Source organism: Bacillus sp. PPSBB_11, assembly GCF_038023285.1.
Lineage (GTDB): Bacteria > Bacillota > Bacilli > Bacillales > Bacillaceae > Bacillus > Bacillus altitudinis.
Genome location: NZ_CP150633.1, coordinates 2,685,126 through 2,710,640 on the forward strand (window position 1 = coordinate 2,685,126; position 25,515 = coordinate 2,710,640).

General features: G+C 41.9%; 29 protein-coding genes, 2 riboswitches and 1 other annotated feature. Of the genes, 22 read left to right on the forward strand and 7 right to left on the reverse strand.

All coding sequences use genetic code 11. From position 1 onward, the window contains the following. The first annotated feature begins 4 nt into the window (after window positions 1-4). From V7L95_RS13070 to V7L95_RS13095, 6 genes are all read left to right on the forward strand, one after another. Window positions 5-1,018, forward strand: a complete 1,014-nt coding sequence (locus V7L95_RS13070; RefSeq protein WP_007498841.1) for an ABC transporter ATP-binding protein — start codon at window positions 5-7, stop codon at window positions 1,016-1,018. After that, the gene (locus tag V7L95_RS13075) at window positions 1,015-2,634 is read left to right on the forward strand and encodes a peptide ABC transporter substrate-binding protein (RefSeq protein ID WP_025207217.1); all 1,620 of its coding nucleotides are present in this window, start codon (window positions 1,015-1,017) and stop codon (window positions 2,632-2,634) included. Before V7L95_RS13070 ends, V7L95_RS13075 begins: the two co-directional genes overlap by 4 nt. A gap of 312 nt (window positions 2,635-2,946) precedes the next feature. Then, on the forward strand, window positions 2,947-3,888 hold the full coding sequence (locus tag V7L95_RS13080) for an LD-carboxypeptidase (RefSeq protein ID WP_060832268.1): 942 nt from the start codon (window positions 2,947-2,949) through the stop codon (window positions 3,886-3,888). Then, entirely contained in the window at window positions 3,885-4,964 is a 1,080-nt protein-coding gene (locus V7L95_RS13085) for a dipeptide epimerase (protein ID WP_144625958.1), read from the forward strand. Before V7L95_RS13080 ends, V7L95_RS13085 begins: the two co-directional genes overlap by 4 nt. Then, window positions 4,964-5,881 (forward strand): NlpC/P60 family protein, encoded by a 918-nt coding sequence (locus V7L95_RS13090; protein ID WP_340966744.1) that lies wholly within the window; start codon window positions 4,964-4,966, stop codon window positions 5,879-5,881. Before V7L95_RS13085 ends, V7L95_RS13090 begins: the two co-directional genes overlap by 1 nt. Then, a complete protein-coding gene (locus V7L95_RS13095) occupies window positions 5,871-6,839 on the forward strand; it encodes an oligopeptide/dipeptide ABC transporter ATP-binding protein (RefSeq protein WP_008346217.1) in 969 nt (322 codons plus the stop codon). Before V7L95_RS13090 ends, V7L95_RS13095 begins: the two co-directional genes overlap by 11 nt. A 62-nt stretch (window positions 6,840-6,901) precedes the next feature. Here the strand turns inward: V7L95_RS13095 and V7L95_RS13100 are convergent, their stop codons facing one another. Further along, window positions 6,902-7,762 carry a dimethylarginine dimethylaminohydrolase family protein gene (locus tag V7L95_RS13100; protein WP_079920510.1) on the reverse strand — a complete coding sequence of 287 codons (861 nt, stop codon included), beginning with the start codon at window positions 7,760-7,762 and terminating at the stop codon, window positions 6,902-6,904. Window positions 7,763-7,941: 179 nt separating this feature from the next. On the opposite strand from V7L95_RS13100, the gene V7L95_RS13105 reads away from it, so the two are divergent. The 5 genes from V7L95_RS13105 (at window position 7,942) to V7L95_RS13125 (ending at window position 10,989) form a co-directional block, all read left to right on the forward strand. After that, the gene (locus V7L95_RS13105) at window positions 7,942-8,463 is read left to right on the forward strand and encodes an acyl-CoA thioesterase (protein ID WP_048001636.1); all 522 of its coding nucleotides are present in this window, start codon (window positions 7,942-7,944) and stop codon (window positions 8,461-8,463) included. A gap of 114 nt (window positions 8,464-8,577) precedes the next feature. Beyond that, complete coding sequence (locus V7L95_RS13110; protein ID WP_019743451.1) at window positions 8,578-8,904, forward strand: PadR family transcriptional regulator; 327 nt, start codon at window positions 8,578-8,580, stop codon at window positions 8,902-8,904. A gap of 4 nt (window positions 8,905-8,908) precedes the next feature. Beyond that, on the forward strand, window positions 8,909-9,661 hold the full coding sequence (locus tag V7L95_RS13115) for an NADH dehydrogenase (protein ID WP_050827194.1): 753 nt from the start codon (window positions 8,909-8,911) through the stop codon (window positions 9,659-9,661). 277 nt (window positions 9,662-9,938) lie between these two features. Next, on the forward strand, window positions 9,939-10,427 hold the full coding sequence (locus V7L95_RS13120; RefSeq protein WP_007498817.1) for a small multi-drug export protein: 489 nt from the start codon (window positions 9,939-9,941) through the stop codon (window positions 10,425-10,427). Between the two features lie 16 nt (window positions 10,428-10,443). Continuing rightward, window positions 10,444-10,989 (forward strand): GNAT family N-acetyltransferase, encoded by a 546-nt coding sequence (locus V7L95_RS13125; RefSeq protein ID WP_048002074.1) that lies wholly within the window; start codon window positions 10,444-10,446, stop codon window positions 10,987-10,989. Here V7L95_RS13125 and V7L95_RS13130 read toward each other — a convergent pair. After that, window positions 10,984-12,042 (reverse strand): trifunctional transcriptional activator/DNA repair protein Ada/methylated-DNA--[protein]-cysteine S-methyltransferase, encoded by a 1,059-nt coding sequence (locus V7L95_RS13130; RefSeq protein WP_048002073.1) that lies wholly within the window; start codon window positions 12,040-12,042, stop codon window positions 10,984-10,986. The two genes, V7L95_RS13125 and V7L95_RS13130, sit on opposite strands and share 6 nt — an antisense overlap. Window positions 12,043-12,241: 199 nt before the next feature. Beyond that, window positions 12,242-12,351, forward strand: a riboswitch (guanidine-I (ykkC/yxkD leader). 66 nt (window positions 12,352-12,417) lie between these two features. On the opposite strand from V7L95_RS13130, the gene V7L95_RS13135 reads away from it, so the two are divergent. Continuing rightward, window positions 12,418-12,747 (forward strand): multidrug efflux SMR transporter, encoded by a 330-nt coding sequence (locus tag V7L95_RS13135; protein WP_024719620.1) that lies wholly within the window; start codon window positions 12,418-12,420, stop codon window positions 12,745-12,747. Then, window positions 12,744-13,058, forward strand: a complete 315-nt coding sequence (locus V7L95_RS13140) for a multidrug efflux SMR transporter (RefSeq protein ID WP_017367096.1) — start codon at window positions 12,744-12,746, stop codon at window positions 13,056-13,058. The genes V7L95_RS13135 and V7L95_RS13140 overlap by 4 nt, the downstream gene beginning before the upstream one ends. 33 nt (window positions 13,059-13,091) lie before the next feature. Here the strand turns inward: V7L95_RS13140 and V7L95_RS13145 are convergent, their stop codons facing one another. After that, a complete protein-coding gene (locus V7L95_RS13145) occupies window positions 13,092-13,277 on the reverse strand; it encodes a hypothetical protein (protein WP_024719622.1) in 186 nt (61 codons plus the stop codon). A 163-nt stretch (window positions 13,278-13,440) separates the two neighbouring features. Between V7L95_RS13145 and purU the strand changes: the two genes are divergently transcribed. The 6 genes from purU (at window position 13,441) to V7L95_RS13175 (ending at window position 19,017) form a co-directional block, all read left to right on the forward strand. Next, on the forward strand, window positions 13,441-14,343 hold the full coding sequence (purU, locus tag V7L95_RS13150; RefSeq protein WP_138825629.1) for a formyltetrahydrofolate deformylase: 903 nt from the start codon (window positions 13,441-13,443) through the stop codon (window positions 14,341-14,343). Window positions 14,344-14,386: 43 nt separating this feature from the next. Continuing rightward, window positions 14,387-14,606, forward strand: a binding site (T-box leader). A gap of 56 nt (window positions 14,607-14,662) precedes the next feature. Then, entirely contained in the window at window positions 14,663-15,760 is a 1,098-nt protein-coding gene (gene proB / locus V7L95_RS13155) for a glutamate 5-kinase (protein WP_025207224.1), read from the forward strand. Window positions 15,761-15,772: 12 nt separating this feature from the next. Beyond that, complete coding sequence (locus V7L95_RS13160; protein ID WP_017359123.1) at window positions 15,773-17,020, forward strand: glutamate-5-semialdehyde dehydrogenase; 1,248 nt, start codon at window positions 15,773-15,775, stop codon at window positions 17,018-17,020. 125 nt (window positions 17,021-17,145) lie between these two features. After that, on the forward strand, window positions 17,146-18,282 hold the full coding sequence (locus tag V7L95_RS13165) for a tetratricopeptide repeat protein (RefSeq protein WP_008346192.1): 1,137 nt from the start codon (window positions 17,146-17,148) through the stop codon (window positions 18,280-18,282). Then, window positions 18,272-18,406, forward strand: coding sequence for a hypothetical protein (locus V7L95_RS13170; RefSeq protein WP_008346190.1), 135 nt, complete (start codon window positions 18,272-18,274; stop codon window positions 18,404-18,406). The genes V7L95_RS13165 and V7L95_RS13170 overlap by 11 nt, the downstream gene beginning before the upstream one ends. Before the next feature lie 182 nt (window positions 18,407-18,588). Further along, window positions 18,589-19,017 carry an organic hydroperoxide resistance protein gene (locus V7L95_RS13175; RefSeq protein WP_017367099.1) on the forward strand — a complete coding sequence of 143 codons (429 nt, stop codon included), beginning with the start codon at window positions 18,589-18,591 and terminating at the stop codon, window positions 19,015-19,017. A gap of 33 nt (window positions 19,018-19,050) precedes the next feature. Here V7L95_RS13175 and V7L95_RS13180 read toward each other — a convergent pair whose 3' ends face one another. Next, window positions 19,051-19,497 (reverse strand): MarR family transcriptional regulator, encoded by a 447-nt coding sequence (locus tag V7L95_RS13180; RefSeq protein ID WP_008346188.1) that lies wholly within the window; start codon window positions 19,495-19,497, stop codon window positions 19,051-19,053. 161 nt (window positions 19,498-19,658) lie between these two features. Between V7L95_RS13180 and V7L95_RS13185 the strand changes: the two genes are divergently transcribed. Then, window positions 19,659-20,075 carry an organic hydroperoxide resistance protein gene (locus V7L95_RS13185; protein ID WP_046343356.1) on the forward strand — a complete coding sequence of 139 codons (417 nt, stop codon included), beginning with the start codon at window positions 19,659-19,661 and terminating at the stop codon, window positions 20,073-20,075. Between the two features lie 76 nt (window positions 20,076-20,151). Here V7L95_RS13185 and V7L95_RS13190 read toward each other — a convergent pair whose 3' ends face one another. From V7L95_RS13190 to V7L95_RS13200, 3 genes are all read right to left on the reverse strand, one after another. After that, window positions 20,152-20,622, reverse strand: coding sequence for a nucleoside deaminase (locus tag V7L95_RS13190; protein ID WP_135226801.1), 471 nt, complete (start codon window positions 20,620-20,622; stop codon window positions 20,152-20,154). 141 nt (window positions 20,623-20,763) lie between these two features. Beyond that, window positions 20,764-23,052 carry a 5-methyltetrahydropteroyltriglutamate--homocysteine S-methyltransferase gene (gene metE, locus V7L95_RS13195; protein WP_076821825.1) on the reverse strand — a complete coding sequence of 763 codons (2,289 nt, stop codon included), beginning with the start codon at window positions 23,050-23,052 and terminating at the stop codon, window positions 20,764-20,766. A 155-nt stretch (window positions 23,053-23,207) separates the two neighbouring features. Then, window positions 23,208-23,400: riboswitch (cobalamin riboswitch) on the reverse strand. 113 nt (window positions 23,401-23,513) lie between these two features. Then, window positions 23,514-24,473 (reverse strand): S8 family peptidase, encoded by a 960-nt coding sequence (locus tag V7L95_RS13200; RefSeq protein WP_050827199.1) that lies wholly within the window; start codon window positions 24,471-24,473, stop codon window positions 23,514-23,516. Between the two features lie 460 nt (window positions 24,474-24,933). Here V7L95_RS13200 and V7L95_RS13205 point away from each other — a divergent pair, with 460 nt between their 5' ends. Together V7L95_RS13205 and V7L95_RS13210 are read left to right on the forward strand one after the other, a co-directional pair. Beyond that, window positions 24,934-25,236, forward strand: a complete 303-nt coding sequence (locus V7L95_RS13205) for a hypothetical protein (protein ID WP_008346180.1) — start codon at window positions 24,934-24,936, stop codon at window positions 25,234-25,236. Then, on the forward strand, window positions 25,226-25,441 hold the full coding sequence (locus tag V7L95_RS13210; RefSeq protein ID WP_169476040.1) for a helix-turn-helix transcriptional regulator: 216 nt from the start codon (window positions 25,226-25,228) through the stop codon (window positions 25,439-25,441). Before V7L95_RS13205 ends, V7L95_RS13210 begins: the two co-directional genes overlap by 11 nt. Window positions 25,442-25,515: the final 74 nt, after the last annotated feature.

The following is a 25,515-nucleotide window of genomic DNA, read 5'->3' on the forward strand; positions in this document are numbered from 1 at the left end:
CGTGATGAAAAAAATGCTTCGGATTATCGATCTGCATGTTAGCTTTCGGACATATGGCGGTTCTGTTCAAGCGGTACGCGGGGTGAATGTGGATGTGTATGAAAAAGAAACCCTCGCCATTGTAGGAGAATCAGGCTGCGGAAAAAGTGTGACGTCTCAAAGTATCATGCGGCTTCTCCCTGCATACAGCGCACAAGTCGATCAAGGGGAAATTTGGTTTCGTGATCGCAACTTGCTGTCATTATCTGAAAAAGACATGCGCAGCATCCGTGGTGTCGATATCTCCATGATTTTTCAAGATCCTATGACGGCACTCAACCCGACGCTAACAATTGGGGATCAGCTGATGGAAGCTGCAAAAGTGCATCAGAAGCTGACAAAAAAAGAAGTGAAAGAAGAGGCGCTTCGTATGCTTGACTTGGTGGGGATACCGCAGCCGAAAGAGAGACTGAAGCAATATCCGCATCAATTCAGCGGTGGCATGAGGCAGCGGCTCATGATTGCAATGGCTCTTATTTGTGAGCCGAAGGTGCTGATTGCAGATGAACCGACAACTGCACTAGATGTCACCATACAGGCGCAGATTTTAGAACTATTTAAGGAGATTCAGAAAAAAACAGGCGTGACGATTATTTTAATCACACATGACCTAGGGGTCGTAGCACAAGTCGCTGATCGAGTGGCCGTCATGTACGGGGGGAAAATCGTTGAAGTTGGGACAAGGCGAGATATCTTTTACAGTCCGCAGCATCCCTATACAAAAGGGCTACTGCAATCCGTTCCAAGGCTGGATATGAAAGATGAACTCATTCCTATTGAAGGAAGCCCGCCTGATTTATTTGCCCCGCCAAAAGGATGTCCATATACCGATCGATGCCCGTCTGCGATGAAAGTGTGTGATCATATCATGCCGCATGAAACGCAGCGTTCACCTACACATGCAGTACATTGCTGGCTTCAAGATGAACGAGCGAAGCAAACGGTTTTATCTTCAACACAAAGGGGGAGTTTTTCATGAGAAAAACAGGTTGGATTCTCAGTATGTGCTTTATCGCAGTGATGCTGCTTGCAGGATGTACAGCCAATGAGCAAGCAGGCAAAGGATCTTCAAGCAAGGGCGAAGAGAAAGTTTTAACATTAAATAATGAAAACGAACCGACATCATTTGATCCGCCCATTGGTTTTAATAATGTGTCCTGGCAAGGGCTCAATAACTTAATGGAAGGATTAACGAGACTGAATGAAAAGCACGAACCATCTGCTGCCATGGCGGAAAAATGGGACATCTCAAAGGACGGAAAAACGTACACGTTCCATTTAAGGGATGGGATTAAGTGGTCAAATGGTGATCCAGTCAAAGCAAGTGACTTTGAATATGCGTGGAAGCGGCTGCTAGATCCAAAGACGGGCTCTTCTGCGGCATTCTTAGCTTATATGATTGAAGGGGGCGAAGCGTTTAACAGCGGAAAAGGGAAGAAAGAAGATGTAAAAGTCAAGGCTGTTAATGATCAAACGCTAGAGGTCAAGCTAGCATACCCGCAGAAATCTTTCTTAAATATGACCGCAAACCCTGCCTTTTTCCCGGTGAATGAGAAGGTAGCGGAGAAGGACCCGAACTGGGCCAAGGATGCGAAAACCTTTGTCGGTAATGGACCGTTTAAGCTGACAGAGTGGAAGCATGATGAAAGCTTTACAATGGAAAAAAGTGACACGTATTGGGACAAACAAACGGTCAAGCTAGATCAAGTGAAATGGCTCATGATTAGTGACCGAAACACAGATTACCAAATGTATCAATCAGGAGATTTAGATACGGCCTTCGTTCCGGCAGAACAAAGTGAAGACCTGTTAAAAAGCAAAGATGTGCAAATTGAAGATCAAGCAGGGCTGTTTTTTTATCGCCTAAATGTCAACATGGAGCCTTTTCAAAATAAGAACATTCGCAAAGCCTTTCAAATGGCGATCAATCCTCAGGATATTGTAGAGTACGTGACGAAAAATGAAGAGAAGCCAGCACGTGCCTTCGTTTCACCAGGAATTTTAGATTCAAAGGGTGAAGATTTCAGAGAAGCTGGCGGCGATCTTGTCAAACATGATACGAGTGAAGCTGTAAAACTATTAGAAAAAGGGTTGAAAGAAGAAAACTATTCAAAGCTGCCGCCCGTCACATTAACATATAGTACAAAGCCTGAAAATAAGAAAAAAGCAGAAGCCATTCAGCAGCAATTAAAAGAAGCGCTAGGGGTAGATGTGAAGCTTGCGAACATGGAAGCAAATGTGTTTGCAGAAGATCAAAAGGCACTCAAATTCCAATTCTCGCAAAGTTCATTTCTAGCTGACTATGCAGACCCAATCAATTTCTTAGAGAGCTTCCAAACAGGAAATGCGATGAACCGGACAGGTTGGTCAAACGATACGTATGATCAGCTGATCAAAAAGGCGAGTCAAGAAGCAGGTGAACAAAAGAGAAATCGTATGTTGCATGATGCCGAGGCACTTCTGATGGAAGAAGCACCGATCATTCCCATTCATTTTTATAACCAAGTCTATTTACAAAAAGAAGGCGTAAAGGGCATTGTCCGTCATCCTGTTGGTTACATTGATTTGAAATGGGCACAGGTAGATGGAGAGTAAATGAAAAAATGAGAGAACGGGACGCTTTGAAAAAAGCGTCTCAGCGTGTAGACAAACCCTCGCATTCGGTGTCAGTCCTGCGCTTCGGTGCTCACGAATGTCAAATTCGCTCCGCGCCGATGCTCGTCCTTCCTAGGGCTGCAAAGGTTTTCTATCACGCTGAAAAGAAGACAAAGGGTTAAAATAAAGTTCATTTTAACCCTTTGTCAACAATCTGGGACGCTTTGAAAAAAGCGTCTGTTCCTTTATTCGTTCATGTTATGAAGAAGATGCCCATAGATTGAAAGAAACGAAGAGAAAGAGGGGATTGGCATGAACCATCTGCCAGTGGCACTTCAAACAGGAGATACAGTGGGAATCATTGCACCAGCAAGCCCGCCTGATGAGCTGAAATTAGCAAGAGGTATTTCTTTTTTAGAAAGCTTAGGGCTAAAGGTGAAAAAGGGGAAGTATATCGACTCCCGGTATGGTTATTTAGCAGGTCATGATCATGAACGAGTGGAAGATATTCATCACATGTTTCAAGATCCAGACGTGAAGGCAGTGATTTGTGCTTGCGGAGGATACGGAACAGGAAGAATTGCAGAAGCCATTGATTATGACCTCATTCGCCGGAACCCCAAAATTTTTTGGGGATACAGTGATATTACGTTTTTACATACAGCGATTCAGCAGCAGACGGGTCTTGTGACCTTTCATGGTCCAATGCTCTCCTCTGATGTGGGACTTGAGGAGGTTCATCCGTATACAAAGGATACCTTTTTACAGCTATTCACTCCGAAAGCCATTTCGTATACGAACCACCTGTCACCTCTTCACACTTTTTATCATGGCACGGCTTCAGGCGAAATCACCGGAGGAAATCTTGCCCTTATTGTCACGACACTTGGTACACCTTTTGAAATTGATACAAAGGGGAAGCTTTTATTGATAGAAGATATTGACGAAGAACCATATAAAATCGATCGAATGATGCAGCACCTAGCCTCTGCAGGAAAATTACGTGATGCGGCTGGATTTATCATTGGTGATTTTCATCAATGTGAGCCGAAAAAGAAAGAGCAGTCGTTAACGCTCGATCAGTTATGGGAGACGTATATTGTTCCGCAACAGAAACCTGCACTTGGTGGTTTTCGGATCGGTCATTCATCTCCAAACTTCGCCATTCCAATCGGCGTGCACGCAACATTAGATGCTACAGGGAAAAAACTTCATATTTCCCCAGGTGTTGCAGCGAAAGAGGCGATCAAATGAAAATCGTAGATGTTCGCACATGCAGAAAGAATGTACCGCTAAAGAAGCCTTTCAAAACAGCATTAAGAACGGTGTATGACGCCGCATCTCTTATTGTGATCATCACCTATGATCAAGGTGATGTCAGCTATGGAGAGGCAGTGCCGACATCGGTCATTACAGGTGAAACACTGGAAAGCATCGACTATGCTATTTGCGCTGTGATGAGGCCGATCTTGATTGGGGCCTCATTGTCACAATATGAACAAATCTTTTCAGCGATCGACCGTGTACTTGTAGGAAACACGAGTGCAAAGGCTGCAATAGATATGGCGATTTACGATGGTTTAGCGAAGCAGGCTGGCCTGCCGCTTTATCAATATCTTGGTGGTTATCGTGATCAGCTGGAAACGGATTATACGGTCAGTGTCAACCGTCCGCTAGAAATGGCAGAGGATGCGAAGCAATATGCAGCTGAAGGCTTTCGTACCTTAAAGATCAAAGTGGGAAAAGATGATATAGAGACGGATATTCAGCGGATCAAACGGATTCGAGAAAAAGTCGGGCCGGATATTCAAATCAGGCTTGACGCCAACCAAGGCTGGACATGGAAGGAAGCGGTTGTGGCCATTCGAAAAATGGAGGCATTCGATATTGAACTAGTCGAGCAGCCAGTGCCTAAAGAAGACATCGATGGTCTGCGCCGGGTGACGGAAGCAACAGACACATTGATTATGGCAGATGAAAGTATTTTTAGCCTCCATGATGCCATCAAGGTGTTAGAAACGAGAAGCTGTGATCTCATCAACTTAAAATTAATGAAAACAGGCGGTATCAAAAAAGCGCTGAAAATCAATAGTTTAGCAGAAGCATACGGCGTCAAGTGCATGGTTGGCAGTATGATCGAATCAAAACTAGGGATTACCGCAGCCGCTCATCTTGCTGCAAGCCAGCCGAATATTACCCGTTATGATTTTGATGCGCCGCTTATGCTCAAAGAGGACTTAATAGACGGAGGAATTATCTATCAAGGAAAAGATATTCTCTTTCCGCCGCATCATGGGTTAGGCATTCAAAGAGTGAAAGGGGTCTTATGATGTTATATGAATCAAAGGTTCCAGTCGCAAATATATGGACAGCACCGCAGTCGCCGAGAGAAATGGATCGACACGTTCTTCAAAGCTCCGTCCAGATCAAAGAATGGATTGATCAGCAAACATATGAACAGAAATTGGCCTTATGTGAAGAAAACCTTATTCAAACCCAAGTACTGCTTGGCGAACGAGTCATTGGGGTGGAGGAGACAGATGGCTGGATGAAAGTTGTCATCCCGCAGCAGGCAAGCCGGAAACACCCGCAAGGCTATCCAGGTTATATACCAGTAGAGCAATTAAATGAAGTATCAGAGAGTGAACCACCTGCTAGTCCCTTGATTGTTTGTCAGAAAAAAGCGGTTTTATATCAAAACGGAACACCGGATATGGAGGTTAGTTTTTTAACAGAACTAGCACCTGTTGAAGAAATGAGCGATTCCTTTGATGTTCTGACTCCAGTAGGAAGAAGAGAAATCAAAAAAGAAGATGTGCGCCGTGCTTCATCACCTTCTTCTATGAGCGGTAAGGATGCCTTAGCCATAGGAAAACAATTTATTGGACTGTCATATTTGTGGGGCGGCATGAGCAGCTATGGCTACGACTGTTCGGGTTTTGTTTACAGTATGTACAAAGCGTGTGGATGTTTATTACCGAGAGACGCAAGTGATCAAGCAGTTCAAGGAACCCCAGTCGCATCAAACCATTTGGCGCCAGGTGATCTCATGTTTTTTGCCAATGACAATGGGAAAGGAGCTGTTCGCCATGTAGGGATGTATGCTGGAGATGGCATGATGCTTCATTCGCCTAAAACGGGCAGACAGATTGAACTTCTTACTCTTGCTGGTACTTCATATGAACAGGAATGGGCAGGAACAAGGCGGTATTTGAAAGCTGAGAGGGGGAGATGTGATGGGAAGTGAACCACTTCTGCAAGTCAACAACTTAAAAAAGCATTTTCATCTATCGAAAGGAAGAACGTTAAAAGCATTAGATGGTGTCACCTTTCAGCTGAAACAAGGCGAAACCTTTGGTCTTGTTGGTGAGTCAGGCTGCGGTAAATCTACACTTGGAAAAGTACTCATGCGGCTTTATGACCCGACAGAAGGTGAAGCTTTGTATGAAGGGAAAAGTCTCCATCACTTATCGAACCGAGAATCATTTGATTTCAATAGGCAAATTCAAATGGTGTTTCAAGATCCGTATTCTTCTTTAAATCCTAGGCTCTCTGTAAAAGATATTATGCTAGAACCGATGGAGATCCACCAATTGTATGGCAGTCAAAAAAAAAGGCTCGAGCGTGTGAAGGAACTGCTTGAAGCGGTGGGGCTAAGTCATGATTTTGCTACACGCTATCCTCACGAATTCAGCGGAGGACAGAGGCAAAGAATAGGGATTGCTAGAGCACTCGCCTTATCGCCAAAGTTTATTGTGGCAGATGAGCCGATTTCTGCACTAGATGTATCCGTTCAAGCTCAGGTCGTGAATTTGCTGAAAAAACTGCAAAAAGAAGAAGGATTGACGTTTTTATTTATTGCCCATGATTTATCGATGGTCAAATATATCAGCGATCGAATTGGTGTCATGTACTTAGGACATCTCGTGGAGATGACGAGCAGTGATGCTTTATATAAAACACCGCTTCATCCATATACACAAGCATTGCTGTCTGCTATCCCGATTCCAGATCCTGATGTGGAAGATAAACGCAAGCGGTTTATTTTAAAGGGAGAAATTCCAAGTCCAGTGAATCCGCCAAGCGGCTGCGTATTTCGGACAAGATGTCCTGCTGCAATGGATGTATGTGCGGACAAAAAGCCAGTATTACAAGCAGTCGAAGAAGGACATGAAGTGGCCTGTCATTTATATGATAGGAAATAGATAGAGGGAAGAAGACAAGCGTTTAAAAAGCCAGCGAGTAAAACAAGCTGGCTTTTTGGTTTTTATGAACGCCTAATAGGTAATGTACAGCATCTAAAAGAGCCGCCTGATTTAATGATTTCTGAAAAATCCACTTCAATGACGGTGTAGCCGCGTGCTGTTAATGCAGCATTTGTTTCTTGGTTGATTGGTAAGCTGATGACTTTTTTCTGACCAATGGACAACACATTTGGTCCAAGTGTGAACTGCTCTTGCTCACTTATTTCAATGAGATCATAATGCTTTTTGAGCATATGAAGATCCTTTTCCGTAAAAGCTTCAGGGTAAATTAAGATCTCATGATGAGTAAGAATATTCATCACACAATCAAGATGCAAAATGTGAGAAGGAAGATGAATAGGAATGATGTCGTGATTCGGCAATTCTTTTTTGAGTTGCTGGATGGCGGCTAGATTTGTTCTTTTGCTGATCCCCACAAATACCCGTGTTTGGTCTACAAGCACATCGCCGCCTTCAATCGTTCCATCATCCAGCGTGATGGTTGTCCATCCTTTTGTCTGTGCCCATTCTTTTAAGGAATGTTCTTCTCCTTGTCTGACAGGGGCTGCCATGTTTGAAACAAATAAAGTCTGTCCAATTGTAAATCCAATATCCCGAGTGAAGACTTGTTCAGGGAATCGTTCATTTGCAGGAAGAAGGACAGGCCGGACATGATGGTTTTTCAGCGTTTGGATGAATTGCTTATGCTGCGTGAGGGCTTTGATTTGAGAAATATTTTCTCTTGCAAAATGCTTTTGGGTTTCATTGATGATCTGTTTAATTTCCATATAAATTGGACTGCATAAGAGGACTTCTTGTAAATCATCATATTCACTCATACATTGCGGCGTTTTATACACTTTCTCTGATTTCATAGAATCCATCAAAGGGCCTCCTTGTTTATCGATAGTTATATTATTCCTCCTTCTAGTAAATGTTGAAACATTTCCGAAAGAAAATCTCTCATGAGAGACTAAAGCAAAAAGTTTAGACAAACCTAATAGAATAGTGTTTAATAAAAGTCGTTCCGCATCAACGAAAACAGCAAGAAGGAGCTATGACGATGAGTGAAGAAAATTTCAAATACTGCAAGGAATCAAAAGTTGTGAAAACCAGCAGGGTATTCCCCCTCGATACGAATAACCACCAAACGTTATTTGGCGGGAAATTAATGAGTTATATAGATGACATTGCTTCCATCTCGGCAGCAAGACACAGCCGTAGTGAAACAGTCACCGCATCAATGGATTCAGTTGATTTTTTAGAGCCGATTGGACAGAAAGAGTCCGTCTGCTTAGAATCTTATGTGACATGGGTCGGCACATCTTCTATGGAAGTATTCGTCAAAGTCATTAAGGAAAACTTGATGTCTGGAGAACGCAGACTCGCAGCAACTTCATTTCTTACCTTTGTCTCGCTGGATGAAAACGGGAAGCCAAAACGAGTTCCACAAGTCATGCCGGAAACAGATGAAGAAATCATGCTTCATCAAACAGCGAAGCAGCGGGCAGAGGAAAGAAAAAGCCGCCGGAAGCATAGTAAAGCTTTGGCTGACGCACTTGGGACGGATAAGCCTTGGGCGTAAAAATCACCCTTTAAGCGGTGATTTTTTTTTGAGTCGGTATCTTGCATGGCAAGATAGTGTGTGGTAAGATCAAACTATCTTGTCATGCAAGGTACTGAAAGCGGAGGATCGATGATGACACAATCAACACAAATGCTAAAAGGAATTTTAGAGGGATGCCTGCTGTCGATTATTTCTGAAGGTGAAATTTATGGCTATGAAATGACAAAGAAGCTTGCTCACTATGGGTTTGATCAAATTAGTGAAGGCAGTATTTATCCGATCTTGCTGCGCATGCAAAAAGAACAGCTGGTCAGTACGTCCACAAAAGCATCGGCGAGTGGGCCGAAAAGGAAATACTATACGCTCACACAAAGAGGTGAAGAAGCGCTGACGGATTTTACCATGCGATGGAATGAGCTGTCAGGGAATGTAGAGCGATTATTACATAAAGGGAAGTGAGAAGATGGTAACAAAAGAAACGAGACACATCTTATTAGAGCTGCAACTCTATCTCATATCAAAAGGGAAAAATCAGGACGAGATCGACGAAGTGATGGATGAATTAACGACACACGCTGTCGAAGCTGAGAAAGATGGGAAAACAGGGGAAGATGTATTTGGCGGAGATCCACGGGGCTTTGCTGACGAGCTAGCGAAAGAGCTCTCTAGAAATCATAAAGACTGGGTTCCGTTTGTCAGTGCTTTTTTAATTGGATCTCTTTTTTACATGATGTTAGCAGATGCCATCAGTCAAAGTTTATCGTATTCTTGGTATGCACTCATTGGTTATCCGCTCATCATAGTGGCCAATGTGGTCATGACCATTGTGATGTTTAGAGCTTCTGCCTTTCAAACAAGCAAGAGGGCATTCTTTTACTTTTGGATATTAGGTGTTTTTCAGATGACAGCCTTGATCACAGTGAAATTATTGGACCAAAAACTTGGTACTCCTTTACTTGTGCTGACCTCGAGCCAAAGATGGGGCGTCATTGTTCTGTTGCTGCTGTGTATTGTCTTATTGAATGCTATATTAAAGGCGAATATGATGTCGCTCATTCCGTTGATCTTCTTTGGACCGCAACTCCTATTCGAATGGCTTGGATGGACATCACCTCTCATGCTTCTTTTCACAAGTCTGGTATCCATTGTGATTTTAGTCTTGCTCACAATCGCTTTTTTACAGAAAACAAACAAGAAAAATGAACATTTAATGTAGATAGAGCACATCACTTGCGATGTGCTTCAGCGTGTAGACAAACCCTCGCATTCTTTGTCAGTCCTGCGCTTCGGTGCTCGTCCTTCCTAGACTGCAAAGGTTTTCTATCAGGGTGAAAAGAAGACAAAGGGCTAAAATCAAGTTCATTTTAGCCCTTTGTCAACAATCTGGAGCACATCACTTGCGATGTGCTTTTCTTTTTCTAAAAAAATGTAGATATGGGATCACATTTTTCTTTACAATGAGAAGAGGACAAAAATGAAAAGGGGTTCTGTAATTGGATATTGTATGGGGGTATGTACTCGTTTTTATATTGGCTGCTTTACCTTTCTTTGAAGTGGTTGGTGTCGTTCCGCTGGGGATTTTAAGTGGTCTGCATCCTGTGACAACGGCAGTTATTGGATTCGTCGGCAACTTTCTTACCGTCTTGCTACTCATCGTCTTCGTGGACCGATTTAAAGCGTGGTGGCTGAAGAGGAAAGAGGAGAAACATGATGAAAAAGGAGAGAAAAAACAGCTGAAAGCCAGAAAGGTTTGGGAACGGTATGGTCTCCCTGGTTTGGCACTTATCGGTCCTTTTATCATTGGCAGTCATTTAGCGGCTTTTATGTGTATGAGCTTCGGTACGAAAAGAAAACAAGTCACTGTGTGGATGACGGTCAGTTTAATCATGTGGACCGCATTAGCTGCTAGTTTAACGGGTGCGGGGTTCCATTACTTTGCCCCAGATTCAAATGGGTTGTTCGGAGATATTTTTAGCAAGTAAGCAAGGAGGATAACAAATGACACATCAAACACGGATCGTGCTCGAAACAGAGCGTCTCAGACTGAGAACAATGGATGAACACGATGCATCTTTTTTATATGAAAAGCTATTCCAAGATGAAGAGGTCATGAAGTATTATCCTTCACTAAAGGATGAAAAGCAGACAAAAGAGTGGATTGCTTGGAATCAAAAGAATGACCGCACGTACCATACATCCCTGTGGATCATTGAAGAAAAAGAAACGAAAGAACCACTTGGACAAAGCGGAATTGTTCTCCAAAATGTCGAAGGACAAACAGAGCTTGAAATTGGCTATATGCTAAAGAGATCGGCATGGGGAAAAGGATATGCTGTTGAGGCTGCAAAAGGCTGTCTTGCGTATGGTTTTGACGATATGAAGGTGAGGCGAATGGTCAGCTTAATTCGCCCTGACAATGAAGCGTCAGTCAAGGTCGCAATGAAAATGGGGATGAAAAAAGAAAAAACCATTTCAAAATGGGATCAAATGATTGATGTTTACAGTGTTACTCGTGACGGAAAAAGCGGCTCGCTTGAATCATAAGGAGAGCCGCTTTTTCTTTTGTTCTAACTGAAGTAAATATTTCTTTCGTTCGATTCCCCCGCCATATCCGCCAAGTTCACCGTTTGTTTGAATGACTCGGTGACAAGGAATGATGATGGCCAACTGATTGGCACCATTTGCATTTCCAACTGCCCGAACCAAATGGGGATCGCCAAGCATGATGGCAAGATCTCGATACGATCTCGTTTCGCCTGACGGAATCTGTAAGAGAAGATCCCATACCTTTTTCTGAAAAGGGGTGCCATGTATTGCAAGTGGCACAGTAAACTGCGTGAGTTTCTTTTCAAAATATAAGGCCAATTCCTTTGCTAATTGCTGATGGACGTTTGTTTCTCCAACTAAAATACGGGCATGATGTTTTTTTCTGATGTTCTCAATTTCTCTTTCTAATCCTCGTCTGTCCATAAATTCAAGCAAATACACATGGGTTGCATCTGAAATGCTCATCATCCGCCCAATCGGAGTGGAAATAAAATTCGCATGCAAAATATTGACTTGCGCCTTTTTGGGAGGATTTCCCATGATTTTCGTAAAGGCATCATTGAAGGCACTGGAAGACTCATAACCGAAGGTGACTTGCTGATCAATGACTTTTTTTCCGTTCAGAATCTCTTTAAACGCTAGCCCCATTCGGCGTGATCTAGCATATTGAACAAAGGTCATTCCATAGATTTCTTTGAATTTTCTCCGAGCTGTTGCAGAGTGAATCCCTAATTGGCGAAAATCTTCTTCTTTCCACCGTTTCTCAGGACTCTCTTCAACTGCTGATACAAGTGTTTTGACTTCTTCTGGAATGCTGTTAGGATATGTTAAAGGCGTGCATCGCTTACACGGCCGATACCCTGCAAGCAGTGCCTCCTCTGCTGTAAAGAAAAACTCGCAGTTCTCATATTTTGGTTTTCTAGCAGTGCACGTGGCATGGCAGAAGATGCCGGTTGTTTTAATACCAGCAAAAAACGTGCCGTCATATTGCGGATTTTTATCAACAAGTGCTTGATAAAATTCGTGTTTTTGTTCGTCGGTCATCATCATTTGATCCACCTCTTGTTTTATTATATCAGTGATGTGGTCGTTCCTCTTTCTAACATTTAGTATACTTCGCTTTCATCCACTTTCTTTCGAAAAATGAACAAGTATATTTGAAGGGAAAAAGCAAAGTGGTAGACCGGCATATCAGGGTGTGATACACTTTTTCATACAGAATCGGCTGTATGCTAGATCTGATTATCATGAATTGGTTTTCTAGGGTTCCGTGCGGGCAGCGCAGTCTGGACCGAGAGAAAACACATAGGGTCTAGACAATAGACCGTATGGACACGGAGGGATAAAAGCCCGGGAGATTTGATCAAACGATCGATTTCCGGGCTTTTTTTATTGCTTGGAATCGGTAAGAAAGGAAGAGATCGAATGAAATGGGGAAATGTTTTGATTGCAGCCGTATTTGAAGTCGGCTGGGTAATGGGGTTGAAATATGCTGGCTCTATATTGGAATGGAGCGCAACCATCGTTTGTATTGTCGTCAGCTTTTATTTACTCCTAAAAGCCACGACGGTACTTCCAGTTGGCACACTTTACGCCGTTTTCACCGGACTTGGAACAGCCGGTACGGTCATAGTAGGGATGGTCATGGGTGAGCCGGTACAGCTAGTAAAATTACTTTTGATCATGGTGCTTTTAAGCGGTGTATTAGGACTCAAATTGACCACAGGTGAAAAGAAAGGGGAGGCTGAATCGTGAGCTGGCTTTTACTCATTGGGGCAGGCATCTTAGAAATGCTTTGTGTCACCATGATGAATCAATTCCAGAAAGATCGCCATGTCAAATGGATTTTCTTCATAGCAGCTGGATTTTCGCTTTCCTTTCTGATGCTGTCTCTTGCGATGAATACAATTCCGATGGGAACGGCGTATGCGATTTGGACAGGAATCGGAGCAGCTGGAGGAGCGATTGTTGGGATGTTGTTTTATGGTGAGTCGAAAGACGCAAAACGTATTTTCTTTATCGCACTGATTTTATCGGCAGCGGTCGGGTTGAAAATCATTGAATAAGAAAAGGCTGGCAAACATGTGCCAGCCTTTTTGCTACATCGAATGATGATTGGAATCGTTTTCATTTTTGCGGTAAAGTTGACTCACAAGCAGAAAACATACACCAAATGTAAGTAAAGGAATGAGTCTTTCTCCGGTCATAAATAGATAAATGCCCGTGATTAGACATACGATGCCGAGCCAAAAGCTCACTTTACCAAACAAAGTCATGCTTTTCATCTCCATCACTCCTTTTGTGATAAAAGGTCTATTCATATTATATCACGCCAGGTGCAGAATTGAATGAATATTCAATAAAAAATACGCCACTTAATTGCTTTTTCTGTTTCCAGTCCAGTATAATATTTCATTAGAATGAAAAACGTAAATGAGGTCATAAGACATGAGAACATTGATTACAGAGAAACTTGAATTACACAGACAAAAGCATGAGCAAAAAGGAAGGCTTTTAGTCAGCTGCCCGGATCAGCCTGGTATTGTGTCAGCTGTTTCTACTTTTTTATTTGAACATGGAGCAAACATCATTGAATCTAGTCAATACACAACAGATCATGAGAGCGGCCGGTTCTTTTTAAGAATTGAATTTGATTGGAAAGACATTTCTGCCAACTTAGATCAATTGAAAAGCAGTTTTGAGCCAATTGCGCAATCATTTCACATGACATGGAGCATGTCGCGTGCAAGTGATCTAAAAAAGCTGGCAATCTTTGTGTCCAAAGAGCTTCATTGTTTACATGAACTTTTATGGGAATGGCAAAGCGGTAATTTAATGGCTGAAATAGCGGTTGTCATCAGCAATCATGAAACGGCAAAGGATACAGTCGAAGCACTCGGCATTCCATTCCACTTCGTGAAAGCAAATAAAGACATTCGCCAAGATGCAGAAAAACAACAGCTTGCCTTATTAGAAGAATATGATATTGATGCGGTTGTGCTTGCTAGATACATGCAAATTTTGACGCCAGCCTTTATCGAACAGCACCCGAACAAAATCATTAATATTCATCATTCCTTCCTGCCGGCTTTTATAGGGGCTAACCCTTACAAGCGTGCATATGAGCGAGGGGTTAAACTGATTGGTGCGACTTCTCATTACGTGACAAATGATTTAGACGAAGGGCCAATCATTGAACAGGATATTGAGCGGGTAGATCATAGAGATGATACAGAGGCATTAAAAAATATTGGCCGCACGATTGAGCGCAGCGTGCTTGCCCGAGCTGTCAAATGGCATCTGGAAGATCGAATCATTGTCCATGAGAATAAAACGATTGTGTTTAATTGACCGCTTGACTTTTCTGAAGCAATTGGTGATAATATAAAAAAATTAACGAGCGTTGAGAAGGAATAGTAAGCAGGACCTGCTGTGTAAAAGAGAGCAAATGACATGCTGAAACATTTGCCGCAGACAGCTGCTGAACCTACCCTTTGAGCCTTAGAGGAAAAATCTAAGCGCATGCCTGGCGTTACAGGAGTTGAGTGGAATAAGCAGACGTGTGCTTATTCAATGAAGGTGGTACCACGGAAAATCCCTTTTTCGTCCTTTACATAAGGAGAAAAAGGGATTTTTTATGTGGTGAAAGGTATAGCGGAGGGAATCAATGATGAAAAAGCAAAGGATCGTCATAAAAATTGGTAGCAGTTCATTAACAGAGCAAAAGGGAGCCATTGATGAACAAAAAATGCAGGATCATGTCAAAGCCATCGCAAAGCTAAAAGAGGCAGGGCATGAAATCATTCTCATTTCGTCAGGTGCCGTTGCGGCGGGATTTGGCAGTTTAGGATATCCGTCAAGACCTGTGACCTTAAAAGGGAAGCAGGCTGCTGCTGCTGTTGGTCAAGGCTTGTTAATGCAGAAATATACAGAACTATTTTCACAGTTTCAGATGACGCCTGCACAAATGCTTTTAACACGTAATGACTTTTCAGATCGTACAAGATATCGAAATGCTTACGCAACGATGATGGAACTGCTCGAAAGAAAAATTTTACCGATCATTAATGAAAATGATTCTGTGTCCATCGAGGAGCTTACCTTTGGTGATAATGACATGTTATCAGCACTGGTCAGTGGCTTAATTCATGCAGACCAATTGATCATTTTAACAGATATCAACGGAATTTATGATGCCAATCCAAGTGAGAATCCTGATGCGAAGCGGTTTGATGTGCTGACTCACATTTCAGATGAATTGTTCTCATATGCGAAGAGTACGGGTTCAAAGGTTGGAACAGGCGGAATGAAATCTAAGCTTTCAGCTGCACAAACAGCTCTCTCCCTTGGCGTTAAAGTCTTCATTGGCACAGGTACAGGGGAAGACAAGCTTCTTCACATTCTCGCTGGTCAAGGGGACGGCACATATATTGGTGAACAAGACTTATCATCAGTCAATAACCGTCGCCAATGGATTCAATTCCACTCACCAGTCTCTGGGAAGATCATGATTGATGCGGGGGCAGAGGCGGCGATTTTGCATAATGGAAGGAGTCTTCTTCCAGCTGGTGTCATTGATGTAGCTGGTGAATTTTCTAAAGGAGAGGTCGTCGAAGTTGTTGGTCCAAACGGGTTAGTCGGTAAAGGGCAAACATTGTATGATTCTGATGAGCTTCTTGGCATTAAAGGGATGCGAAGTCAGGAGCTTTCTTATGAAAAACCTGAAGTCATTCACCGAGATCACTGGGTTCAGCACGTACAAAACTGAGGAGGGAAAACGATGAATGAAGTTCTAGAAAAAGCAAAAAAGGCAAGCGCAGCCAAAGATCAGCTGCTATTAAAAACAACTGAACAAAAGAATGCTGCATTAGACGCTATTGCAAAAGCATTAAAAGCATCTTCAGCGTATTTAATTGCCGAGAACCAAAAAGATGTTCAGGCGGCTATAGACAAAGAGTTCACGCCATCTGTGATCGACAGAATTACATTAACAGAAGAGAGAATTGAAGCGATTGCAGACGCTACGCATCAACTCATTCAGCTCAAAGACCCAATTGGTGAAACATTAGAGACCATTCAAAAAGAAAACGGGCTTTTCATTGAAAAAGTACGTGTGCCTCTTGGAACGGTTGGGATGATTTACGAAGCAAGACCAAACGTGACAGTCGATGCGGCCACTCTTTGCTTGAAAACTGGAAATGCTGTGATTCTTCGAGGAAGTTCATCGGCCATTCATAGTAATAAAGCGATTGTGAAAGTCATTCACGAAGCGCTGCAACCAACGGATATTCCCGTAGACAGTGTACAATTGATTGAAGATACAGGCCGTGAGACAGCTAAAACCCTGTTCACTTTAAATGACTATCTAGATGTCCTTATTCCACGCGGTGGGAAACATTTAATTGATCTTGTTGTGAGAGAGTCTACTGTTCCAGTACTTGAGACGGGTGCAGGGAATTGTCATATTTACATTGATGAAACAGCCCAAAAAGAAATGGCTGAACAAATTGTTCTGAATGCGAAAACACAAAGACCATCTGTTTGTAATGCCATTGAGAGCATTGTCATTCATGAAACATGGGCAAAAGAACATGGCGCTTCGCTCTTTGAAGCACTTCAGACACATGGTGTAGAGATACGGGGCGATGAAGCAGTATGTGCACTTGCACCGAGTGCCACATTAGCTAAGGCCACTGATTTTGAAACGGAATTTTTAGCGCCGATTGTCAGTATTAAAACCGTCAAGACCATGGAAGAGGCGATACAGCATATTCAAATGTATAGCTCTAAGCATTCTGAAGCGATCATTACGGAAAACGAGCAGCATGCGGCACTTTTCTTAACAGCCGTTGACGCAGCCGCTGTGTATCATAATGCATCTACCCGGTTTACAGATGGCTTTGAATTTGGCTACGGAGCGGAAATCGGCATTAGCACACAAAAATTGCATGCTAGAGGACCAATGGGTCTGCCAGCCTTAACCTCTGAAAAATTTGTCATTCGTGGTCAAGGACAAATAAGAGAATAACCACTCCAAAAAGAGAGTCTTATCGCACAAGGCTCTCTTTTTCCTTTCATTTTTGTATTTCTCCGGTCAAGTATGATAAAATATGGTAATGTTTTATATTTTGAGAAGATTGGAGAAGGCAACGTATGGCGAAAATCATTCCCTCTTCGGATATTGGAGTGAAAATCAACAAGTGGTATGAATTAATCCGCAGATTTGATTCAGAACAAGCAGAACAGTTAAAGCAGGAAATTCGCACCTCTCTTGATTCAATGGAAGAAGATCAGAATTTGCTTCTCTATTTTTCTTTAATGGAATTCAGGCATGAGGTCATGCTCGATTATTTAAAGCCATTAAAGGAAGGAAAGCTTCGCGCCAACTTTTCCGAGCTTTCGAAAGAAATAGATGAGCATCAAACGCATGTCACAGGCATGCTTGAATATTACTATCATTTCTTCAGAGGCATGTATGAGTTCGGCCGGAGAGAGTACATTGCTGCCATATCGTCCTATCAAAAGGCAGAGCACAAGCTTTCTTTTGTATCCGACGATATTGAACGTGCAGAATTTCATTTTAAAATGTCAGAAATATATTATCACATGAAACAAACACACATTTCGATGCACCATGCCAAACTAGCGCTGGATGTCTATATTCAGCACGAACTATATGCGCTTCGTACCATTCAGTGTGAATTTATTGTAGCCGGTAATTATGATGATATGAGAAGGCATGAAAAGGCATTGCCACATCTCGAAAGAGCACTTGCAAGGTCAAGAGACTTTCAGAATGTGCGTTTTATTGCTTCTTCTTTGTTTAATATGGGCAACAGCTATTACAGAATGGGAGACTTGAACCGCGCACTCGACTTAATGAAAGAATCCATCTCATTATTTGATCAAAACCAATCTGATCATCTTCGTCGATCGATAGACCCTCTTTATACAGCCGCTCAGATCTTATACAAACAAGGTAAAAACAATGAAGCATTATATTACAGAGAAGAATGTATGAAACGAGCAGAAGCTCTGCAGGATGACATTCATATTCAGAAGACCATTTTTTTAGAAGCGTTGTACTTACGACAAGATGCAGAGCATATTAAACGAATTTTCCATTTTTTAGAATCTTCCTATGCATATCCAGATATAGAAGAGCTGGCTTTAGACACCGCAAAGTATTATAATGAAATGGAGGATTATGAAAAATCTTCCATGTTCTATGGGGAAGCGGAACATGCTCGTATCTATATTCAGAGAGGGGATTGTTTATATGAATTTTAAAAAATGGGCAGTCGTCTGTACAAGCATCACGATCTTGGCATTATGGATCACATCACCTAATGCCGACCCCGATAACAGAAACCATACGCTAGAAAAACCGAATCCGCAGCATATCACGATCTAAAAAGCCCTTTTTAAAGGGCTTTTTTTTATTGCCTTGATTGGTTCCATCATCGTGCGATGTACATTCATAAAAATAAAAAATGGAGGAAAGATGAAAGTGAGTGTTTTTCATTGACTCTTGAATTTAGATTGTGTACAATTCAATTGTAGAAAATATTAATAGAGCGAAAGAGGGTTATATTCATGTCAGAAGTTTTATTTACTGCAACGGTATCAGCTGTAGGAGGAAGAGAAGGTAAGGTTGTTTCAACAGATGGTGTACTAGAGCATGATGTAGCAATGCCAGGAACGCCAAGAGCGAAAAAGCTTGAGAAAGCAACGAATCCAGAGCAATTATTCGCAGCGGGCTATTCTGCATGTTTTGATTCAGCCCTTCAAATGGTAGCAAGACAAGAGCGTATCCGTTTTGAAAGTGAAGTAACGGCACATGTAAGCTTAGTCAAAGACAGTTCAGACGGCGGTTTCAAACTAGGTGTCAAATTAGAAGTAAAAGGAACTGGCATTGAGCAATCTGCACTTGATGAACTTGTTCATAAAGCACACGGCGTTTGCCCATACTCAAAAGCAACGCAAGGAAACATTGAAGTAGAATTAGTAGCTGTCGCTCAATAATAAACATCAAAAAAAGGCTGAGGGAATATTCCCTCAGCCTTTTGATTGTGTTAATTTTTGCAAAAGCTCATGTAAAGAAGCGCGAAGTGTTTTCAGCTCTTCTTCTGATCTGCCTGTTCCAGACAGCATTTGAAATGGAATCGAAGTGGCCTTCTCTTGTAAAGCTTCTCCGTATTCTGTTAAACGAATTTGGACCGAACGCTCATCCTCTTTCGAACGTTCGCGGATGATGAGTCCATTTTGTTCCATTCGTTTTAGCATAGGTGTGAGTGTACCGGAGTCTAAATATAAAAGCTCTCCCATTGTTTTCACATTTAATGTCCCATGCTCCCATAACAAAAGCAGTGCCAAATATTGCGGGTATGTGATATTTAACTCTTCTAATAATGGTTTATACTGCTTCGTCATTTCTCTTGAACTTGCATATAACAAGAAACAAAGCTGATTTTCCAGCTTCATATGTTCAAATTCATTTGTCATATCTGTCACCAACTATTTTTTGTCATACTTATCATTGTATAAGATTTTCTTCCTTTTTAAAATAAATACAGACTAAAAATGAAAAATTCTTCAATGTGCCATAAATGTTTGAGCAACGAATAGAACGTGAAAGGTATAAGTAGAAGAAGGAGGAGATCAAGATGAAACCATTATTTACTGCAAAAGTAAAAGCACAGCACGGAAGAGCAGGACATGTTCGTTCTGATGATGGTGTGCTTGACCACAACATTGTGATGCCAAACGCAAAGAAAGATGGAGAAACTGGTACGAATCCTGAGCAATTATTTGCAGCGGGTTATGCGGCCTGCTTCGGAGGGGCGCTTGAACAAGTCGCCAAGAAGCAAGGTGTCGAAATTGAATCAGAAGTAGAAGGACATGTCAGTCTATTAAAAGATGAAAGTGATGGCGGTTTTAAACTTGGCGTGAAGCTGATTGTTTCCGCTAAAGGGCTTGACCATGACAAAGCGAAAGAGCTTGTTGAGGCTGCACATGAATTCTGTCCATATTCAAAAGCAACAAGAGGAAACATCGAAGTAGAGCTTGAAGTGGCGGAATAATGAAAAGAAAAAAGGGCTAAAATTTAGCCCTTTGTCAACAATCTACTGACACCTGCTGTGGAGCAGGTGTCTTTTTTTAATATTCTTTCTTTTTGTCGTATGTGTCCCATGCTTCAAATGGAGCAAGGGCTTTTTGAAGGGGCAGCTGGTAAAATGGAATGTTTCTTGATTCGTATTCTTTGTTGATTTCTTCATAAATAAAGGAGTCATCAAAACCAGAAGTCGCTGCATCCTTGTGTCCAGCGGCAAAATATACGGCCTTTGGTCTAGCCCAATAGATAGCACCAAGACACATTGGACAAGGCTCACAGCTTGTATACAAAATACAGTCTTCTAATTGGTATGTATGTAGTGTTTGGCACGCCTTTCGAATGGCTGTCACTTCTGCATGTGCGGTTGGATCATTACTCGTTGTGACATTGTTGCTTCCCTCTGCAATAATCTGACCGTCTTTGACAATGACCGCTCCAAAAGGGCCGCCTGTGCCACTATTTACTCCTTCTACTGCAAGATCAATTGCGCGTTGTAAAAAAGCTTCGTGATTCATTGTCTTCCTCCCTTTGTTCGACTGACTTCTCTAGTATAAACGAATCATGATAGAAAAGGAATCATTGTAGGAGGAGATCGAACAGGACAATTTACGCATAAAAACCCCTGCCAAATGTTCAGCAGGGGAAGAGTAAGTCCATTATGCGTGCTGCGCTAGCTTTTTACGAGCGACTTCAGCAGCTGTCACCATGTTTTTCAAAGCAGCAATGGTTTCAGGTTCTTGTCTTGTTTTCAGTCCACAGTCAGGGTTGACCCAGAAGCGATCTGTCGGACAGACGTTCAGTGCATCATCAATGATTTTACTCATTTCTTCAACAGCTGGAACGCGCGGGCTGTGGATGTCATATACCCCAAGTCCAAGGCCTTTCAAATACGGGTGTTTTTCTAAATAATCGAGGAACCCGCCATGACTGCGTGAATGTTCAATCGTAATCACGTCTGCATCAAGGTCTTCAATCGTATCAACAATATCCTCGAAATTGCTGTAGCACATATGTGTATGAATTTGCGTTTCATTTTGAACAGACGATGTCGATAGACGGAATGACTCTGCTGCCCAGTTTAAGTATGCTGCCCAATCACTCTCTTTTAAAGGAAGACCTTCTCTTAGCGCAGGTTCATCCACTTGAATCACTTGAATACCCGCTGCTTCTAACGCTTCTACCTCTTTACGTAAAGCAAAAGCGATTTGGAAGGCAATGTCTTTACGAGAGATATCTGTTCTTGGGAAAGACCAGTTTAAGATCGTGACAGGCCCTGTCAGCATTCCTTTGACTTTTTTCTCTGTTAAGCTTTGAGCGTAAACCGTCTCTTTCACTGTCATTGGCTCTGTAAATTCTACATCTCCATAAATGATCGGCGGCTTCACGCAGCGTGATCCATAAGATTGAACCCAAGCGAATTTTGTAAAGGCAAATCCAGCGAGTTTTTCACCGAAGTATTCAACCATGTCTGTACGTTCAAATTCTCCATGAACGAGTACATCTAGGCCAATCTCTTCTTGAATATCAATCCATCTTTTTGTTTCTTTTTTAATAAATTCATCATACTCTGCATCTGTCCACTCATTTTTGCGCCATTTTTGACGAGCACTGCGCACCTCAGCTGACTGAGGGAAGCTTCCGATTGTTGTGGTTGGAAGAAGCGGCAGTTCAAGAGATTCATTTTGAATGCGTAGTCGTTCTTCAAAAGCAACTGGACGTTTAAAATCTTTTGATGAAAGACTGTTGCGCTCTGCTGTCAGGTCCGCATTCGTTCCTTTCGCGAATTCTTTTAACGTCAGAAGTGCTTCATTTGCTGCATGGATGTCTGCATCAATGGCAGCCGCTCCTTTTGATAAGCCTTCTTTTAATAGCGTTAATTCAGCCAGCTTTTCAGTGGCATAAGAAAGTCCGTTTAATAGTTTTTCTTCAAGCTGTTCGCTCGGATGTTTTGCAACTGGTACATGTAGCAGGCTGCTTGAAGGCTGTAGCCATAATTCTTTCGGCTGCACGTCAGCAATTACTTCAGAAATAAACGATAATCTTTCTCCTAGATCTGATCTCCAAATATTTCTGCCGTCGATGATACCGGCTGCTAAAATTTTATCTTTTGGGAAGCCGTGTTTTTTCACTTGTTCAAGGTTTCGTCCTTGATCATGGACAAAATCAAGACCGATGGCTTCAACAGGATACGTGACAAGCTCTTCATAGGCATCTACTGAGTCAAAGTATGTTTGAAGGAGAACGTTTAAGGCAGGTACAGCTTCTTTAATCGTTTGATAGATGGCTTTTACTGCTTTCACGTCTTCACTTGAAGCTGTGACTAAAGCAGGCTCATCAATTTGAACCCATTTTACACCGGCTTCTTCAAGCTCTTTTAACAACTGAGTATAAAGCGGCACTAGGCGCTGCTGAATCTCTTTCACTTCATTGGCTTCATAGCCTTTAGAAAGAGAAACAAATGTATAAAGACCAAGGACGACAGGTTTTGTTTCAACACCAAACGCTTTTTTCACCTTTTCGTATGCTTCAAGCGGTTTGTTATGTGTGAGTTTGAATTCTGTGCTTTTTTCGTATTCTGGAACGATGTAGTGATAGTTTGTATTAAACCATTTTGTCATTTCACTTGAGACAGCATCTTTTGTTCCTCTTGCTATCGCAAAGTATGTATCTAGCGGGTCTTTCAAGCTGCGGAAGCGCTCTGGAATCCAATTGAACATAACGGCAGTATCCAGCACGTGATCATAGAAGGTAAAGTCTCCAGAAGGAACAACGTCAATTTGTTGATCAATTTGAGTTTTAATAGCGGCTAAAAATTGTTCATCGAGTGTGCTTAAGAGGGTTTCTCGGTCAGTTTGACCTTTCCAATAAGACTCAAGTGCTTTTTTCCATTCTCTGTTTAAACCAATTCGCGGGAAACCTAGATTACTTGTTTTAACAATTGTCAATTCCAATTCCTCCTCTAAATATAAAAAGACACTCACACTCATGATCAAGATTGATGAGGGCAAATGTCTGGTTTAAAAAGACAAAATGTGTGTGCGAAAGAAGGCGTAAGTATCAATGACGAACGCTTTTCCGACATCTCCTATCAACCGTAGGGGGTTTGATGTGATAGAGCGGCTGGTATCCTGGCTCGCGAATCTGCAAGCTTTTCATCCTTCCCATCCTCATGACAGTGGATTATTAACGAAAAGCTCTCCTCACTTACAGTGGCGGGACCGCGCCGGATTTTCACCGGTCTTCCCAATTAAAATTCGACGTGTGATCGAATTACCGACTCTCAAACTATGAATTTATTGTGTTCGATTATATAACGTTCACTTCATTTCGTCAAAGTAAATTTTGAATAATTTTAATTAAAAAAATCCTGAGAAAATTCTATCTTTTCTCAGGACCTAACATGTACCTATAGAGACAAAAGTTCTGCTTCCAATGTTTTCTCAAGAAGCACATCTGGTGCAGTTAAATATAAAAACCCGTTTCCTACAAGGGTTTTCGATTGTTTTAGCGGAAGGGTTCTCCGTACGAGCTGAGCATATACCTCAGGTTCTGTCAGCTTACGCTGGAACGCTTCTTCTTCGGCATTTTTAATAATGGCGAGTGCACCGCTCACATGAGGGGCAGCCATGGAAGTGCCTGTTAGTCTTCCGTATTTATGGTTAGGGAGAGTGGATAAAATGTCTTCACCTGGAGCGACGAGGTCGATTTCTTTATTCGCATTGGAGAATTCAGAGGATTCTCTTGCAAGAGAGACAGAGCCGACGGCAATGACCTCATTGTATGCAGCTGGGTAGGAGAACTCTTCAGTACGCTCGTCTCCGTCACCTTCATTTCCTGCTGCGCAGACAACAAGCACACCGCTGCTTACCGCATGTTGGATGGCCTTTTGCAGTGCTGGTTCATTGCTTGGCCCACCGAGAGACATGGAAATGATATCAACCTTCTGCTCAACCGCATAGTTAATGCCATTGATAATCCATTCGTATTTCCCGCTGCCATTTTTCCCTCCAAGAACTTTTACGATCAACAGCTTGGCTTCAGGTGCAACACCTAAAATGCCGCCATTTTGATCCGTTGCTGCAATCGTTCCTGATACATGGGTACCATGCCCGTTGTAGTCTTTTACATTCTCAGCATCTCCATTGTCATCATCGGTAAAGTTTTTTCCTCCGATAATCTGATCTTTTAAATCGGGATGCTCCGTGTCGCAACCTGTATCAAGGACAGCAATGGTTATGCCTTTTCCTTTGAAGCCACTTGACCAAAGTTCGGGTGCTTTAATCTCCTGAATACTTTCCGGCGTCTCTTTCGCTTCCATCACATTGGCTTTTACTTCATACGGAATTAAGCGAATTTCACCTTTCATAAGAAAGCCCTCCTTATTTTGTTTTCAAAGTAGATTCAGGTTGCGTAATGTTATTGTATAAAACAAATGTTTGATCGGAAAGGGTCAATTGTAATAATTTTTCAAATAATCAAATAATTATTCATTGTGCAGTTCTCCTCATATCTTGCCGAAAGAAGTCACCTTTTGAGGAAAACTCTTAGTATCATATGAAAAAGAAGGAAATGCTGCATAGTGAGCTTGCACCTGTATAGATGAAAATGGGTGAAAAGAACTAAAAAAGGCAGAGCGAAAAAGCAATCATATAAAAAGATAGATGATGACAGAAAAGAAAAAGGTACATGCCATGTGCGGATGATTGTTTTTCCATTATAATGATCGAAAGAATTTAGAATGTAAAAAGTATTTGACATTTTTTAAGTGGATGATATGATTGAAATGTAAAAAGTATTTGACATTTTGATTGGGAGGGGACTAACCGTTGGATGTTGTAAAAGTCGTGTATTCAGTCATCTTATTAGTGGTCGGATTGTTTATCTTTATCGCGCCTATGATTCAAAAGGGTGATGAAAGAAAGAGATTTATCTACTCAAAAGCTCAATCGTATGCATTTATGGTGGTCATCGGTATGCTTTTATTAGAAGTCGCAAAGTCTATATTTTTAACGACCCAGGGGAACAATTCTGATAAGGGGTTTGGGATTTCTCCCATCATGTTCCTAACTGTGATTTCGGTCATATATTTAGTTACATTACTCATATACAGAAAAAAATATGGTGATTAAATTGCAAAATCATATAAGAGAACTAAGGAAATCCATTAAATTATCCCAAGAAGAACTTGCTAAACGGTGTAAGGTCTCGAGACAAACCATCAATGCCATTGAAAACGATAAGTACGACCCTACTTTACAATTAGCCTTTGACATCGCCTCTGTTTTGAATACGACTGTAGATGAGCTTTTTGTCAGTCAACCTAAAAAGAAGTAAGGGACCAGCCTAACCAGCCTCAGAAAAGAGGCTTTTTTTGTTGATTTGTGTAATGTGAAAGGATCAGCTGAAAA